This is a genomic window from Marinomonas spartinae, assembly GCF_016461715.1.
Classification (GTDB): domain Bacteria; phylum Pseudomonadota; class Gammaproteobacteria; order Pseudomonadales; family Marinomonadaceae; genus Marinomonas; species Marinomonas spartinae_A.
Window position 1 is genome coordinate 62,162 of record NZ_JAEMUI010000020.1, and the last position, 14,521, is coordinate 76,682.

A 14,521-nucleotide genomic window follows, 5' to 3' on the forward strand; every position below is an offset into this window, starting at 1 on the left:
AGTCGGAATGATTTGTTCTTTATGCGACAAGAACGGTTCTATTTTCCCCTTTGCTTTGACGGCAGAGGCCTATAGCAGTTTGTTTTTCGATTAATACGACAGAGAAGAATAAAGAGCCGATAGAAAGCTCTTTACCCAACAATTAGGTGGATCAATTGTTGTCCACCTAGATACACTATTAAGATTCACATGAATTTACTTAGATGTCAAATCAATGTAAGAAAAAGGAGCTTTAAGGTAAGAAGAGTTCGAGGAGTTCATTGAGAAAAAGTTTGCCTTTTTCGGTGGTCTGAATACGGCGTTGCTGCCAGTCCTTTTCATGTAAAAAACCTTTTTTTACGGCGGTTTCACAGGCTTTGATCAGGCTTTCAGGTAGCGATTGATCGCAATAGCGTTGATATTCCTGCAAATCAAAGGCTTCAAATAAGCGTAGGCGGTTCATCATAAATTCGAGAGGTCGGTCTTCTTGTTCAATAGCCTCTTTAATGACTAAGGCCTCTGGTAAAGTGTTCAGGTAGTGATTTGGGTGTCGAGTCTTTCGTGTACGAAATATTTGACCATTACTTAATGTGAGCTTGCCATGGGCGCCCGCGCCGATGCCCAAATAATCCCCAAAACGCCAATAATTGACATTGTGTCGAGCTTGTTGGTTGGCCTTGGCGTTTGCTGATACTTCATATTGGCTGTAACCATGTTTGTCTAATTTGGCTTGCCCTGCATCTTGAATTCCCCAAAGGGTATTATCTTCGGGGAGCGTGGGAGGACGACGATAAAATTCCGTATTGGGTTCGATGGTGAGCTGATACCAAGAAAGATGCTCGGGATTTAACTGTATGGCTAATGAGAGATCGTCCATGGCCATTTCCAGACTTTGATCAGGTAAACCGTGCATCAAATCCAGGTTAATATTATTGAATCCTGCAAGGCGGGATTTATCCACAGCCTGAATGGCTTCTTCACGGTTGTGGATTCTTCCTAGGGTTTTCAACAGGTTTGGTTGGAAACTCTGTATGCCAATGGATAACCGATTAATACCAGCTTGACGAAAATGGCGAAACTTTTCTTGCTCAAAAGTGCCTGGGTTCGCTTCCATGGTTATTTCAGCATTGTCTGCCCAAGAGAGCTTATCTCGTAAGGCATCCATTAAGTGGTAGTAAAAATCCGCACTCATCAAACTGGGGGTGCCACCACCAATAAAGGCGGTTTGAATGGTGCGCCCTGCCACGTAGGGCAAATCGGCGTCCAAATCGGCCAATAATTGTTTTAGATAGGCTTGCTCCGGCAACTTACCGTCTTGAGTAAAACGATCTGCCTGATGTGAGTTGAAATCACAATAAGGACATTTAAGGACACACCAGGGTAAGTGAATGTAGAGACTAAGTGGTGGCAAATTGTTCGTGAGTTGGCTCATAAGCGGGTTGGCATCTCTTGAAAAGCCGAGAGTAGCTGCTTCAGCGCTTTGGCTCGATGACTGATTTGGTTTTTAATGTCTCTCGGAAGGCTAGCGGCACTGCAGCCACATTCAGGGACATAGAATAAAGGATCGTAGCCAAAACCTTCTTGGCCTTCAGGATCGGTGACAATGCGTCCTTCCCAAATACCGTGAAACACCAACGGCGTTGGATCATCCTTGTGTCTTAGGTAGGCTAATACGCAGTGAAAGCGTGCAGTTCGCTCAAAGTCGGGCACTCCCTCAAGCTTTTTGAGTAATAACGCATTGTTGGCTTCGCTGTTGCCATGATCCCCTGCAAAGCGCGCAGAATAGATGCCTGGTGCACCCTTTAGATAATCTACTTCAATACCAGAGTCGTCCGCTAAGGCGGGCAGCCCAGTATGAACACACGCATGTCGTGCTTTTAAAATGGCATTTTCGATAAAGCTTAAACCCGTTTCATCAGCATCCTGTACATTAAATTCGCTTTGTGGTTTTACGTCGAAACCGACGTGGCTAAGCAGATCATTAAATTCTTTGATTTTGCCCGTGTTATTGCTGGCTAAGACGATGGTTTGACTCATCTTGGCTCTCCTTAGGTAAAGTGACGGCTTAGGCTTCTTGACGGCTAAGCTTGTCGAGGTGTTTTGGATAAAAAAGGCGGCCTAAAGGCCGCCTTCAACCTAATGCATTGGTGCCTTAGCGGCTAACATGAAAAACGGCGGTTTCGCTAAAAATATTGGGCATAGAGCGAATCCACCAGTGATCTTTTAGTTGCCCATCCACCGCTGCCCAGCGCAGAATTTTGATGTTTTTTTCATGACAGAGACGTTCAAAATCATGAAACGTACAAAAGTGGATGTTGGGCGTATCGTACCAATTATAGGGTAAGAAATCAGAGACTGGCATTCGCCCTTTGAGCCCAAGATGGATACGGTTGCGCCAATGGCCGAAATTTGGGAAGGTAATAATACACTCTTTGCCAATGCGTAACATTTCGTCTAAGAGTAAATCAGGACGACGAAATTGTTGCAACGCATGGGTCATGACGACGAGATCAAAACTTTGATCCTCAAAGTTGTGCAGTCCTTCGTCGATATTTTGCTCCAATACGGGAATCCCTTTTTCGATACAGATATTCAGGTTGTCCGGATCAATCTCCAGACCATAGCCGTGTACCTGCTTGTTGCCTATTAGATGCTGTAATAACTCACCTGGGCCGCAACCTAAATCCAGTACACGGGTATTGGGTTGAATCCATTCATCGATCATCTCTAAATCAGAACGCATCTATTTGACCTCCGTGGTTAAGCGCTTGGCGACTCGCGTCAAAAAACTACTGAGCGCATTCATGTATCGAGGTATGGGGAATAAAAACGCGTCGTGTCCTTCAGCCGCTTCGATTTTGGCATAGGAAACATGTTTACCTGCTTTGACTAAGGCATTGACAATTTCTTCACTGCGTTCTGGGGCAAAGCGCCAATCCGTGGTGAAGGACACGAGTAAAAATTCGCACTGGGCACGACTCAATACGGCGGCTAAATCGCCATTGGTTTGGGCGGCTGGGTCAAAGTAGTCAAGGGCTTTTGTCATTAACATGTAGGTATTGGCATCGAAACGCTTGGTAAAGGCTTCGCCTTGGTAGCGTAGATAACTTTCTACTTCGAATTCAATGCCGTAGTTATACTGGTATGCATCATGACGCATTTGCCGACCAAACTTGGTGCCCATCGCATCATCGGACAAATAGGTAATGTGACCTAGCATGCGGGCCAATCCAAGCCCATTGGTCGGAACCGTCTTTTGATCAAGGTAGTTGCCATCATGAAACTCAGGATCACGACGAATGGATTGACGGGCGACTTCGTTAAAAGCAATGTTTTGTGTGGAGAGTTTGGGAGCAGACGCGATGATGGCGGCGGCTTTTAATCGATCCGGGAAACGGATACTCCACTCTAATACCTGCATCCCACCTAAACTGCCGCCCACAATAGCGGCAAAGGTTTGGATTCCTAGCTGATCGGCTAAACGGGCTTGGCTTTCCACCCAATCTTCTACGGTGACAATGGGGAAATGCGCTCCCCATATCTGATTGGTCTCAGGGTTGATGGAAGTGGGCCCCGTACTGCCACAGCAGCCCCCAAGATTGTTTAGGCTCACAACAAAAAACAGGTTGGTATCAATGGCTTTGCCTGGGCCAATGGCAGAATCCCACCAACCAGGTTTTTTGTCTGACATATCATGGTAGCCTGCAGCGTGATGATCGCCACTTAATGCATGACAGATCAAAATGGCATTAGACGCCTGTTGGTTTAGTTCACCATACGTTTCATAAACCAATTGATAGCTGGATAGGGTTTGGCCGCAAGAAAGCGTCAGCGGAGTATCAAATTGTGCGATTTGTGGCACAACTACACCAACGGAGTTGGTAGGAAGAGTGTCCGGCATAGGCTTTATATTTGTCCTAGTGAAATAAATCGACGTCCCGTGAAAATAGGGGAATTCATCTTGTGAATAATGGAGCAACAGTCTAGCGTTTGCCGCCAGCCCCATCAAGAGAGAGTGATGAAAAACCACGTCTATGGCAAATGGTGCGGGATTATTGCTCATAGACGTGGTGTTCTAGGTCGCTATTGGTTTTGCTTAAAGTACTTGTTTAACTCAACGTAAAGACCTTCGTTTTCTGGGATAATTCCGCAGCAGACGTTTTAATGCTTTGTGTTTTGTCTGCGAGGGTTTCAATGGAGCCTGTATCATGGCTGAGTTGCTGAGCGATGGTATCCATCTCAGCACTCATTTGAACGGCTGTGCTGGCGACATCCTGAATGTCTGAGGCCATTGAGTCGGCAGATTGGGCGCTGGTTAGAGCTTTGGATTCGATGGTATGAATGGCCGTTTCCGCCTTGCTGCCGTTTTCCTCAATGACTTTTAAGCTGTCTTGACCGCTTGCCATGGTGGAAATGGCCCCTTGGGTAGAGGTCTGTATCACATTGACAATATCGGTGATCTTGGCGGTCGCATCCACGGTTTTTTCCGCCAGGGAGCGAACCTCATCCGACACCACTGCAAAGCCTCTTCCTGCTTCACCAGCACGAGCCGCTTCGATTGCCGCATTTAGGGCTAATAAGTTGGTTTGGCTAGCAAGATCGTTAATCATGCCGATAACATTATCGATATTATTTGATAAACGTCCTAATTCGTTCAGTTGGTCACCTGTGGAATTGACCACATTGATGGTGGTCTTCAAGTTGTCGAGTACCATTCGTATGGTTTGCGAGCCCATTTTTGCCGATTCATAGGTCTCACTAGAGTGGGCGCGTAGCGTATCGGTGGTGGTAGAAAGTTGGGTAATGCGTTTGGAAATGTCGTCTGTGGCGCTGGCGAGAGATTGGGTTCTGTTATTAATGGCTCGATTACTGTTGGCGATTTCCCCTATTGTGCCACTGATGTCTGTTGCCATGTCGTTGACAGTATCGGTGGTGTTGACCACTTCTTTTAACACATGATCAAGGCCCTGTGTCATTTCATTTAAAGAGAGGCTGAGTGAATCAAACTCATCGTTACGACGCTCGTTGACGACCGACTTGGCCGTCATGTCGCCTGCTTTTACTTTAATTAAATCACTCATAATACGTTTTAATGTGTTATGAACGTCGCGGCCTATGCTCATGATCAATAATGCCACGATGAGTGTGACCACGATACTGACTACCCATAAGCTGATGTTGGCTTGCTGTGAGTGTTGCTTGGCATTTTCTTCTGCTTTAAGAACGATGTTTTCAATGAGTTTGGCGGTTGCGAGTTGGCTTTTATTAAATTGAGCTTTTTGCTTAGAGAAGGCTTTATCTGCGGCGTCTAGAGCAACGTATTCTTTACCGTATTGAATAACGGCATCGTGATAAATCTGAGCCTCTTTTCCATAAGTGTCTTCAAAGCCAAAGTTGTTAAAACGGGTATTGAGTCGATCATAACTTGTGTTGAACTGGTCAAGATATTCTTGGGAAGGACCGAATAAATAGCTGGCTTCCGCTCTACGTACATTGGTGAACTCGCGGCGCAATAAGCTCAAGGAGTGAATGTCTTGCGCGATCTTACTCCCCATTTGATCGATTTTACCACGTAGGCCTGAGTTTGCGTCAAAGCCAATGATATGACGCTTTTTAACAAGGTTGAGCAGGGCGTTGCTGTAGTGATTGATGTCTGTCTGCGTGCTTTTTAAAATGGTTTTCAGCTCGGAAGATTGACTGCGTTCGATATTGGTTTGGATGACCTTATTATTTTTGTCGATCTGTTGATTCAGCGTCGCGAGGTAACCTGGGTAGCGTTTATCGTCTAAATCACGAAGTTGGTCAGCGATTTCCAGCATATTGATGCTCAGAGCATCGTTCGAGTTTTGGATTTTTGACAAGGTTCTTAAATGGTTGTTGGCAGCTTTTTGGGATGCGGACCCTTGCATGGCCACAAAGGTCACAATGGCAAAGCCAGAAATAACGGTGATGAGCAGCAAAATTAATTTGGTGCGGAACATGAGATTGCTAAGCATAGAGCCCTTCCATATAGCAATGAATCGACGGGTCGCTCTTTGATTGAGCGGTGTCGTCGGTTTAGTTAAGAAACGATACTTTGCTTATGCAAGTTTTGTGCACGTTGTGTTATTTATAAAAAGAATCGTGGATGAGGTGGTGTAAGATTGCACTGATAGGGGGCATTGCACAGACAATAAGGCCATTAAACCTATTAATGGAAGGGCGAACACTTCCTGATTATAACCTCAGTACTTCATGATCGGCTGTCATGATGTCCTGAGGCTCGGTAAAACCATTAAGAATGCGGTGTGTTATCGTTGATCCATGGTGCTTGTTAATGGTGCTTGTTTATCTCGAATAAACGGTAAACTAATTGTCCAGCGGCTTTTTCTTTTAGTAGCGTCCAGTGCTCGGGTAAGGACGGAAGCATGGCTTCTTTTTCCATTTCAATGTACACCATCGCATGATCTGCCAGCCAACCTCTGTCCAATAGCGGCACAATCTGTGACATCCAATCTTTTCGGAAAGGCGGGTCTAGAAAGATCAAATCCATCGGTATGGGAGTCGCTGCCATTAAAAAGTCTTTGGTATTTTGTTGAATGACCGTCGCATTCTGAGCTTTCAAAGTATCTAGGTTGATTTGCATTTGACGCGTTACCACTTTTGAGTTGTCGACAAACAGTGCACTTTTGGCACCCCGTGACAGGGCTTCTAAACCTAGGGCGCCAGAGCCACAAAATAGGTCCGCACATTGCGCGCCAGGGACGAAATGATTTATCCAATTAAACAAGGTTTCACGCACGCGATCTGGGGTGGGGCGTAAACCTTCGATATCAGGAATGGGCAACTGCCGAGAGCGCCACTCACCGGCAATAATGCGCAATTTTGCCGTGGATTTTTGACTGGTCTTAGTGGTTGTTTTACCGGGCTTTTTGTTCATGGTGTAACCTGATTTTCTTGGTAAGATGAGGTGATAAATAGGTATTTCAGTGCTGCTTGATAGTTTTTTTGCGTGAAGGTATCAATGGCATTTTGGTAGTGTTTCGCAAAGTCTGAAGGAGTCAATGCACTGTTTGGTGGTGTTACTTCGGTTGCCATTTTGATCCACCAGTCAGGTGAGTGAGACTGTTTGTTAAGCTGTTGCTGGAAAGATGTGAACAGGGTTTTAAAATGCTTGTTCTCGGTGACAGAGGGGAGCGTATCCGTATTAATGGTGTCTTTCATGCTGGCAAGGGGAAGAGGCTTCGACTCTTGACTGTGCTGTACTCGCCACCAAGCCCATGGGAGTCGTGGAGACAAGATGAAATTGAGCTGAGCATATTGCGTGGTGCTCTGCTTATTTAGAGTGTCGATCACATTTGCCCCCCATAATTGTAAGCTAATCCAATCCTGTACTGAACGGAGTGGTCTGAGGGCGATACCTTGTTGAGTTAGGCCTTGCTGCGCTTCTTCTTTACTTAATAGATGGCTATGCGGGTTGACCTTGAATGGCAGGGGCGACAGAGAAGGGGGATGACGAAAATGCTCTGTTATGTGGTTCAAACTCGCAGTAACCGCTTGCTTTGTCGCTTGGCTCATATCTCCAACAAGGGTAATTCGACTTACATGCTGGGTAAGCTGCTGATAATAATCGGCGACCTGCTCCTGAGTTACCTGCATTTTTAATTGCGCGTAGTTTTTCTCGGATGGTGTTTCGGGAGATTGATTGACTGGAATGAACAGTGCTTGTTGCATCGTGAACAAGGCAGATAGGTCGGGGTCTTTAATATTTTGCCAGCGATAAAAAGAACGGGCCTTAAATATGGGTTGTGTTAGCCACTGAGTCAGTATATCCAAGGTTGGTTTGAGAAAAGACGCGGTGCTATTCGCTGTGATGTAGAGTGTCTGGCCTTCATGATTGTAGCCACTGCTGACACTAGCAGTCAGAGGGGATAAACGTTGGTTGATGGTCGAGCTAATTAAGGGTAAAGGGTCATCGAGCATCATGGATAAGGTGGCATCGGTTAACGCAAGATTATGCTCAGGTGCATTGAAAGACAGACTAATGTTGAGTTTGTTGCTGCCTTTCCAATCGTCTTGAGTGAGCCACACAACAGGAATGCCTGAATCCGTCTGCCACGTTTCAATGGTCATTTTTGGATAAGATATGGGCTTGGGAGCTGTGGAGTTGAGTGCCCAAATGGCCAAGGTGGAAAAAATCATAATGCCGGCCAGCACAGGCTTACTAAAAAGAGGTTTTTGACTGTTAAACATAAGGAACCATAGGAAAGACAGACATTGGATAATTTTCCATAAAACTAGACCTGCTTGCTAATCGGAATGATGATAAAATCACCGCTTCTAGGGCCAACTTATCTGGCTTCTATATGAATAATAGCACTTCACTGGTGCAAACCGCATCAGTCTACATATAAGAGATTAATTTGATGGAATTTGTTAATCAGTTCATTGCTTTTTTAACGCCGTATTTTGGGGAGTATGCTCGTTATGCTCCGATGGCTATTGGCGCCATATTGGCGATTATTGCGGTGGTCATTCGTCGCCGTGTTCTAAAACAAATGAGAGCAAGAAAACGATCTGAGCAAAAACAGGGTACAGATACGCAATCAGCAACCGTATCAGAACCCACCTCAGAAACGTCGACACCTACAACAGCTAGTGACGAACAGGTAAGTGAAGCCAGTATAGAGGCGGCCTTGTCTTCTTCAAATGAACAGACGAGTGAGGTGGCTTCGGTTGAAGAAGAGCACACGATTGAACAGCAATCCCATCCAAAGGAGGAAAAAGCCTCCACGCTTTCTTGGTCACAACGGATCAAGTCCGGGTTATCCCGTACCCGACAAGGGTTAGGCGGTGGTTTATCTTCCATTTTGGTAGGCAGTAAAAAAGTTGATGATGATCTGTTAGAAGAGCTGGAAACACAGTTATTAGTCGCGGATGTGGGGATTGATGCGACGAGATCTCTGATTGATGGCCTAACAGAAAAGCACAGCCGTAAAGAGCTCAAAGATTCGAATGCCCTATTAAACAGTTTAAAAGGCGAAATGAACGACATCCTGAGTGGTTCACAAAAGGCGCTCGATCCAACCAAAAAGGATGGCCCCTTTGTTATTCTAATGGTGGGCGTGAACGGGGTTGGTAAAACCACAACCATCGGTAAGTTGACAAAAAAATATCAAGCAGAAGGCAAAAGTGTGATGTTGGCCGCTGGTGATACGTTCCGCGCTGCGGCGGTAGAACAGTTGCAAGTTTGGGGCGAACGCAATAATGTGCCTGTCGTGGCTCAACATACTGGAGCGGATTCAGCGTCGGTTATTTATGACGCCATTGAATCGGCGAAAGCCAAAGGGGTTGATATTGTCATCGCCGATACTGCTGGTCGTTTGCAAAACAAAGCCAATTTGATGAATGAATTATCAAAAGTGGTTCGTGTGATGAAAAAATTGGATGTCGAGGCACCCCACGAAGTGATGTTGGTATTGGATGCAGGCACAGGGCAAAATGCGCTTAGTCAAGCGAAGCTCTTTACTGAGGCGGTTGGTGTCTCTGGTATCACTTTGACGAAGCTTGACGGCACGGCAAAAGGGGGAATTATCTTTGCTATTGCCAAACAGTTTGGTTTACCGATTCGTTATATCGGTGTTGGGGAGCAAGTGGATGATTTACGTCCTTTTGTTGCCCAAGAATTTGTTGATGCGTTGTTTGATAGTGAGTAAAAAAGAAAACGATAGCAAGAATGAATAACTTCTTTACTATGTGGTGGTGGCTCTTGTGTGGCCATGGTGTCGCGTATGTGATCATCGTGTAGCGTATGCGGTCATAGTGTAACAGCGAAAAAGGAAACATTGACAGCGTGGAAATCGAATTTCAGCGAGTTGGCAAAAAGTATGACAGCGGGCAGGAAGCATTGTCACAAGTGAGTTTTCATTTAAGACAGGGTGAAATGGCGTTTCTTACTGGTCATTCTGGTGCAGGGAAAAGCACCTTAATGAAACTCATGATGATGATTGAGCGTCAAACATCGGGCCAGATTCTTGTGGATGGCGTGGATCTTCGGACCTTGAGTCGCCGGGCCATTCCTTACCATCGTCGCCGTGTCGGTGTGGTCTTTCAAAATCACCAGCTGTTGTTTGATCGTAGCGTATTTCACAATGTGGCGCTGCCTTTGCAGGTAAGTGGCACAGATCCAGAACAAACGGCAAAGCGGGTACGTGCGGCGCTGGATAAGGTGGGGTTGTTGGGGAAAGAAAAATACAATCCGATGGCTTTATCCGGTGGTGAGCAACAAAGAATAGGCATTGCCCGTGCGGTCGTTAATAAACCACAGTTGCTGCTTGCAGACGAACCGACAGGAAACCTTGATCCCAAATTATCGGCGGAAATCATGAACCTTTTCCAAGAGTTTAATAACGTCGGTGTGACGGTGTTAGTGGCCAGTCATGATCTGGCTTTGGTGGCACGAATGCGTCATCGGGTGTTGACCTTAAACCAAGGACGCATGGTGAACGATGGAGGGTTTGCTTAAATGCCACAGAAGAACGCTCGCCGTGGTGCCACTCGTCAATCGGTTAAAGCCACGAAACATCGTTGGTCGAAACGATCATCGTTTAGTTTAAAGCACTATTTACGTCAACATCAAAGCACACTGACAGAAAGCTTTATGCGTTTGTTGAACTATCCTTTGGCAAGCGTGATGACGGTGATGGTGATTGCTATCGCGTTGACGCTCCCAGGCAGTTTGTATGTGCTCCTCAAGAACGTGCAATCGATTACCAATAATTGGGATAAGCAGTCGGCAATTACCCTGTATTTATTTCCACAGGTTGACGATACACAGGCGTTAGCCTTGTCGCATCGACTGTCGTCGCGACCAGATGTGGCATCGGTAGACTATATTTCGAAAGAAGAAGGTTTGAGGGACTTTGAACGATGGAGTGGCTATACGCAGCTTTTATCCTCTTTACAGGGGAACCCGTTGCCGATTGTGCTGAAAGTCATCCCGAAAATGGTGGTGTCTGAGCAAACGTTACCAGCATTAGAAACATTACGTGAGCAATTGGCCGCGCAAGGTGAAGTGCAAAATGCTGTATTAGATGCTCAATGGTTGGAGCGTCTTGCTAATATTTTGAGTTTTGGGCAGCGTTTGGCCTATGCATTATCAATATTACTGATTGTGGCGGTGTTGCTGATTGTTGGTAATACCATTCGTATGGCCGTAGAAAGCCGGCGTGATGAAGTGCTGGTGATGAAGTTAGTTGGGGCCACAGACAGCTATATCCGTCGACCCTTTTTATACATGGGATTGTGGTTTGGTATATTGGGCGGCTTTTTTGCTAGTCTGTGTATTCTCATATTAAGCTGGTGGGTCAGTGTACCTGCCGAGCATTTGATTGAGTTGTATGGCTCGCATTTTAAACTACAGACATTTAATGCAGATGAGATCGTTTTGTGTTTAACTATTAGTGCATTCGTTGGCGTTAGTGGCGCATGGATAGCGGTGAATCGCCATATCGCCAACATTGAGCTGTAGAGAGTTGAGGGAATGTCGGTTTAAATTTATACTTAAAAGTATATTTATCCACATTTTTGTCACACATAAGCAAGATTAACTTGCTAGTATCAATCTACATTAAGCATGAATCTACAGAGGTGGAAATAGAGATGGGTAAAGCTCTGCAGCCTATAGATATGATGATTCCAGGTCAGAACCTTGAGTCGTACATACAGGCAGTTAGCACAATTCCAATTTTGTCAGCCGATGAAGAAAAGGCGCTGGCGGAACGTCTTTATTATAAAGAGGACTTAGAAGCAGCCCGTACGCTGGTCATGTCTCATTTACGATTTGTTGTTCATATCGCAAAAAGTTATTCAGGCTATGGATTAGCGCAAGGTGATTTAATTCAAGAAGGCAACGTTGGCTTGATGAAAGCGGTGAAACGCTTTAATCCAGAAGTCGGTGTGCGTTTGGTGTCTTTCGCCGTACATTGGATCAAAGCTGAGATCCATGAGTTTATCTTAAAAAACTGGCGTATCGTTAAAGTGGCGACCACTAAAGCACAGCGTAAGATGTTCTTTAATCTTCGCAGCGCTAAGAAGAGCTTATCTTGGTTTAGTAACTCGGAAGTGGAGTCTGTTGCCAGCGATTTAGGGGTAACGCCAGATGTAGTGCGTCAAATGGAAGGTCGCTTGAGTTCATCGGATATGGCTTTTGATGCTTCTGCAGATGACGATGATGAAGCGGCTTACCAAGCGCCGTCTCAGTATCTGGAAGATCATCGCTATGATCCTGCGACCATGCTGGAAAATGGAAATTGGGAGGCGGATTCAAACCACCGTCTTGAGGTTGCTATGTCCGATTTGGATGAGCGTAGCCGTAATATCCTTGTACAGCGTTGGTTATCTGATGGTAAGTCGACATTACATGAGTTAGCTGATGAATATGGCGTGTCAGCGGAACGTATTCGTCAGTTAGAAAAGAATGCAATGAAAAAGATTCGTCAGGCGATGGGTGATGGTCAGTTTGACTGACTGCTGAATGAAATGACTATCGGTATGGATTGATCACTTTTTAATCCTTGAACCGTGTTCTAAAACCTCTTCGGAGGTTTTTTTGTGCCTGATGCATACTGAAAGCTAGCGACTTTGTAGCTCGTCACCGGGTAAAAATTGCCAAGTACGAATGATTTCTAACTTATCGGCTTCTTTTTTAAGGGCCTTTGGAAAGGGTTCAAATGGCTCGGCGAGGCGCACAATGCGCATGGCGGCATCATCTAGGATACGAATGCCTGAGGAATGCAGTACTTCTATGCTATCAACATAGCCATTGGGCTTGATCATGACCGCTAAGCGTAATTGTCCATAGAGGTGATTACGTTTGGCTTCTACTGGGTAATGGCTATTCCCTACACGTTCAATTTTTCGGCGCCAATCGTCTAGATATTTGGCATCGACGGCAGATTTAGCTGAGACAGATGTCAGACGGCGAATACGGGGGCGTTTGGCATAGGCTTGGCGTTGTCGGTCTAGTAAGGCTTCTAGGGTAGAAATATCGCTTGATAGATGGTCGGGTATTTGTGTTTCTCCCCGAAAGCGTTCTTCGAGTGTTTTTTGTCGTTTTTCAGGGCGAGGTTTGATCTTAAAGACTGAGTCTTTGTCTTGTGTTGCGATTAGCTGCTGCTTGCTTGACGGTTCGTGGGAGGCTATTTGGGGCTGCACTGGGGGCGTCACATCTTGAATGTTGTCCGATAAAAACTGAGCGGTTTCCGTGGTGGTTAACTTATGTTTGCGAAGTTCAGTGCCGCTAGCTTGTTGGTTGGCTTGGGCGATAAAGTCTGCCTCTTTTGGGGCTTTTGAAGTGTGGCGAACCAGGGTGACTTCTAATGTTTTGGGTTTGGTACTGGGCAATGAAAAATTAAAGCCAATAGCCACCACCAAAAGCACATGAATGCTAATGGCGATGAATAAGGCAATTAGAAATCGATCAGTAACCCGCACAATAAATCAGTTATTGGCTAGTCGTGCTTCGATAGCGTCCATTAATACCATGGCGATATTAAGGTCGAACTGCGTGTCTAATTCGCGGACGCAGGTTGGGCTGGTGACATTGATTTCGGTAAGGTAATCACCGATAACATCCAAACCGACAAACAGGAGATTCTTTTCTTTCAAGGAGGGAATGACTTGATCGCATATCCAGCGGTCACGATCTGTCAGGGGGCGTCCTTCACCGCGGCCGCCTGCGGCTAAATTGCCACGGGTTTCACCAGAGGCGGGAATACGAGCAAGAGCATAGGGAATAGGTTCACCATTGACCACAAGAATGCGTTTATCACCTTGTTTGATTTCAGGGATAAATTTTTGCGCCATTATCTGCTCTGTGCCCATGTTAGTAAGTGTTTCGATAATCACACTGACATTTGATTCATCTGGTTTGAGACGGAAAATAGAAGAACCGCCCATGCCATCCAGCGGTTTGAAGATCACATCACCATGTTTTTTATGGAAAGCTTTGAGTAAGTCGCTGCGGCGTGTGACGAGGACTTCTGGGCAGCATTGTGGAAATTGCGTAGCGAACAGTTTTTCGTTGCAGTCACGAAGGCTTTTCGGGTCATTGACCACCATGGCGCCATCCCGTTCAGCTTGCTCTAAAATCATCGTACTATAGACGAACTCGCTGTCGAACGGTGGATCCTTGCGCATCAAGATGACATCCAATTCACCAAGAGCCATTTTGGTTTCTTCCCCTAGGTCATAAAAATGCCGAGGATCTTTATATATTTGTAAGGGGCGGATCATGGCAAAGGCTTTGCCATTTTCTATAAATAAGTCTTTTTGTTCCATGTAAATCAGATCCCAGCCTTTCTCTGCGGCAGCCCAGAGCATAGCCAAGGAGGTGTCTTTTTTGTAGTTAATGGATGAAATCGGATCCATTACAATGCCAAGTTTGATGGTCATGTTGTTTTTCCTAGTGCGATCTCGCGAAGGTAAATCTTGTGTGAATTAATATAAAGATGATGCTATAGAAATATAAGGGTACTGAGAAGAAAAAACACCCTTAAATAAG

At 45.5% G+C, this 14,521-nt stretch carries 13 protein-coding genes; 4 read left to right on the plus strand and 9 right to left on the minus strand.

The window, feature by feature from the left end:
• Positions 1 to 232 precede the first annotated feature (232 nt).
• The 7 genes from hemW to JHD45_RS17160 all read right to left on the minus strand — a co-directional run bounded on the left by hemW (position 233) and on the right by JHD45_RS17160 (position 8,211).
• The gene (gene hemW / locus JHD45_RS17130) at positions 233 to 1,411 is read right to left on the minus strand and encodes a radical SAM family heme chaperone HemW (protein ID WP_199477719.1); all 1,179 of its coding nucleotides are present in this window, start codon (positions 1,409 to 1,411) and stop codon (positions 233 to 235) included.
• A complete protein-coding gene (gene rdgB / locus JHD45_RS17135; protein WP_199477720.1) occupies positions 1,408 to 2,016 on the minus strand; it encodes an RdgB/HAM1 family non-canonical purine NTP pyrophosphatase in 609 nt (202 codons plus the stop codon). The genes hemW and rdgB overlap by 4 nt, the downstream gene beginning before the upstream one ends.
• A 115-nt stretch (positions 2,017 to 2,131) precedes the next feature.
• Positions 2,132 to 2,722 (minus strand): methionine biosynthesis protein MetW, encoded by a 591-nt coding sequence (metW, locus tag JHD45_RS17140; RefSeq protein ID WP_199477721.1) that lies wholly within the window; start codon positions 2,720 to 2,722, stop codon positions 2,132 to 2,134.
• Complete coding sequence (gene metX, locus JHD45_RS17145) at positions 2,723 to 3,880, minus strand: homoserine O-succinyltransferase MetX (RefSeq protein WP_199477749.1); 1,158 nt, start codon at positions 3,878 to 3,880, stop codon at positions 2,723 to 2,725.
• Positions 3,881 to 4,088: 208 nt separating this feature from the next.
• The gene (locus JHD45_RS17150; RefSeq protein WP_199477722.1) at positions 4,089 to 5,975 is read right to left on the minus strand and encodes a methyl-accepting chemotaxis protein; all 1,887 of its coding nucleotides are present in this window, start codon (positions 5,973 to 5,975) and stop codon (positions 4,089 to 4,091) included.
• A 317-nt stretch (positions 5,976 to 6,292) separates the two neighbouring features.
• A complete protein-coding gene (gene rsmD / locus JHD45_RS17155; protein WP_199477723.1) occupies positions 6,293 to 6,898 on the minus strand; it encodes a 16S rRNA (guanine(966)-N(2))-methyltransferase RsmD in 606 nt (201 codons plus the stop codon).
• Complete coding sequence (locus JHD45_RS17160) at positions 6,895 to 8,211, minus strand: insulinase family protein (RefSeq protein ID WP_199477724.1); 1,317 nt, start codon at positions 8,209 to 8,211, stop codon at positions 6,895 to 6,897. Before JHD45_RS17160 ends, rsmD begins: the two co-directional genes overlap by 4 nt.
• A gap of 173 nt (positions 8,212 to 8,384) precedes the next feature.
• Here JHD45_RS17160 and ftsY point away from each other — a divergent pair, with 173 nt between their 5' ends.
• The 4 genes from ftsY (at position 8,385) to rpoH (ending at position 12,486) form a co-directional block, all read left to right on the plus strand.
• Positions 8,385 to 9,674, plus strand: coding sequence for a signal recognition particle-docking protein FtsY (gene ftsY / locus JHD45_RS17165; protein WP_199477725.1), 1,290 nt, complete (start codon positions 8,385 to 8,387; stop codon positions 9,672 to 9,674).
• Between the two features lie 137 nt (positions 9,675 to 9,811).
• Positions 9,812 to 10,483, plus strand: coding sequence for a cell division ATP-binding protein FtsE (ftsE, locus tag JHD45_RS17170; RefSeq protein ID WP_199477726.1), 672 nt, complete (start codon positions 9,812 to 9,814; stop codon positions 10,481 to 10,483).
• On the plus strand, positions 10,484 to 11,488 hold the full coding sequence (ftsX, locus tag JHD45_RS17175) for a permease-like cell division protein FtsX (protein ID WP_199477727.1): 1,005 nt from the start codon (positions 10,484 to 10,486) through the stop codon (positions 11,486 to 11,488).
• A gap of 131 nt (positions 11,489 to 11,619) precedes the next feature.
• Positions 11,620 to 12,486 (plus strand): RNA polymerase sigma factor RpoH, encoded by an 867-nt coding sequence (gene rpoH / locus JHD45_RS17180; RefSeq protein ID WP_199477728.1) that lies wholly within the window; start codon positions 11,620 to 11,622, stop codon positions 12,484 to 12,486.
• Between the two features lie 105 nt (positions 12,487 to 12,591).
• Here rpoH and JHD45_RS17185 read toward each other — a convergent pair whose 3' ends face one another.
• Entirely contained in the window at positions 12,592 to 13,452 is an 861-nt protein-coding gene (locus tag JHD45_RS17185; RefSeq protein ID WP_199477729.1) for an energy transducer TonB, read from the minus strand.
• A 6-nt stretch (positions 13,453 to 13,458) separates the two neighbouring features.
• The gene (gene gshB, locus JHD45_RS17190) at positions 13,459 to 14,412 is read right to left on the minus strand and encodes a glutathione synthase (RefSeq protein WP_199477730.1); all 954 of its coding nucleotides are present in this window, start codon (positions 14,410 to 14,412) and stop codon (positions 13,459 to 13,461) included.
• Positions 14,413 to 14,521 lie beyond the last annotated feature (109 nt).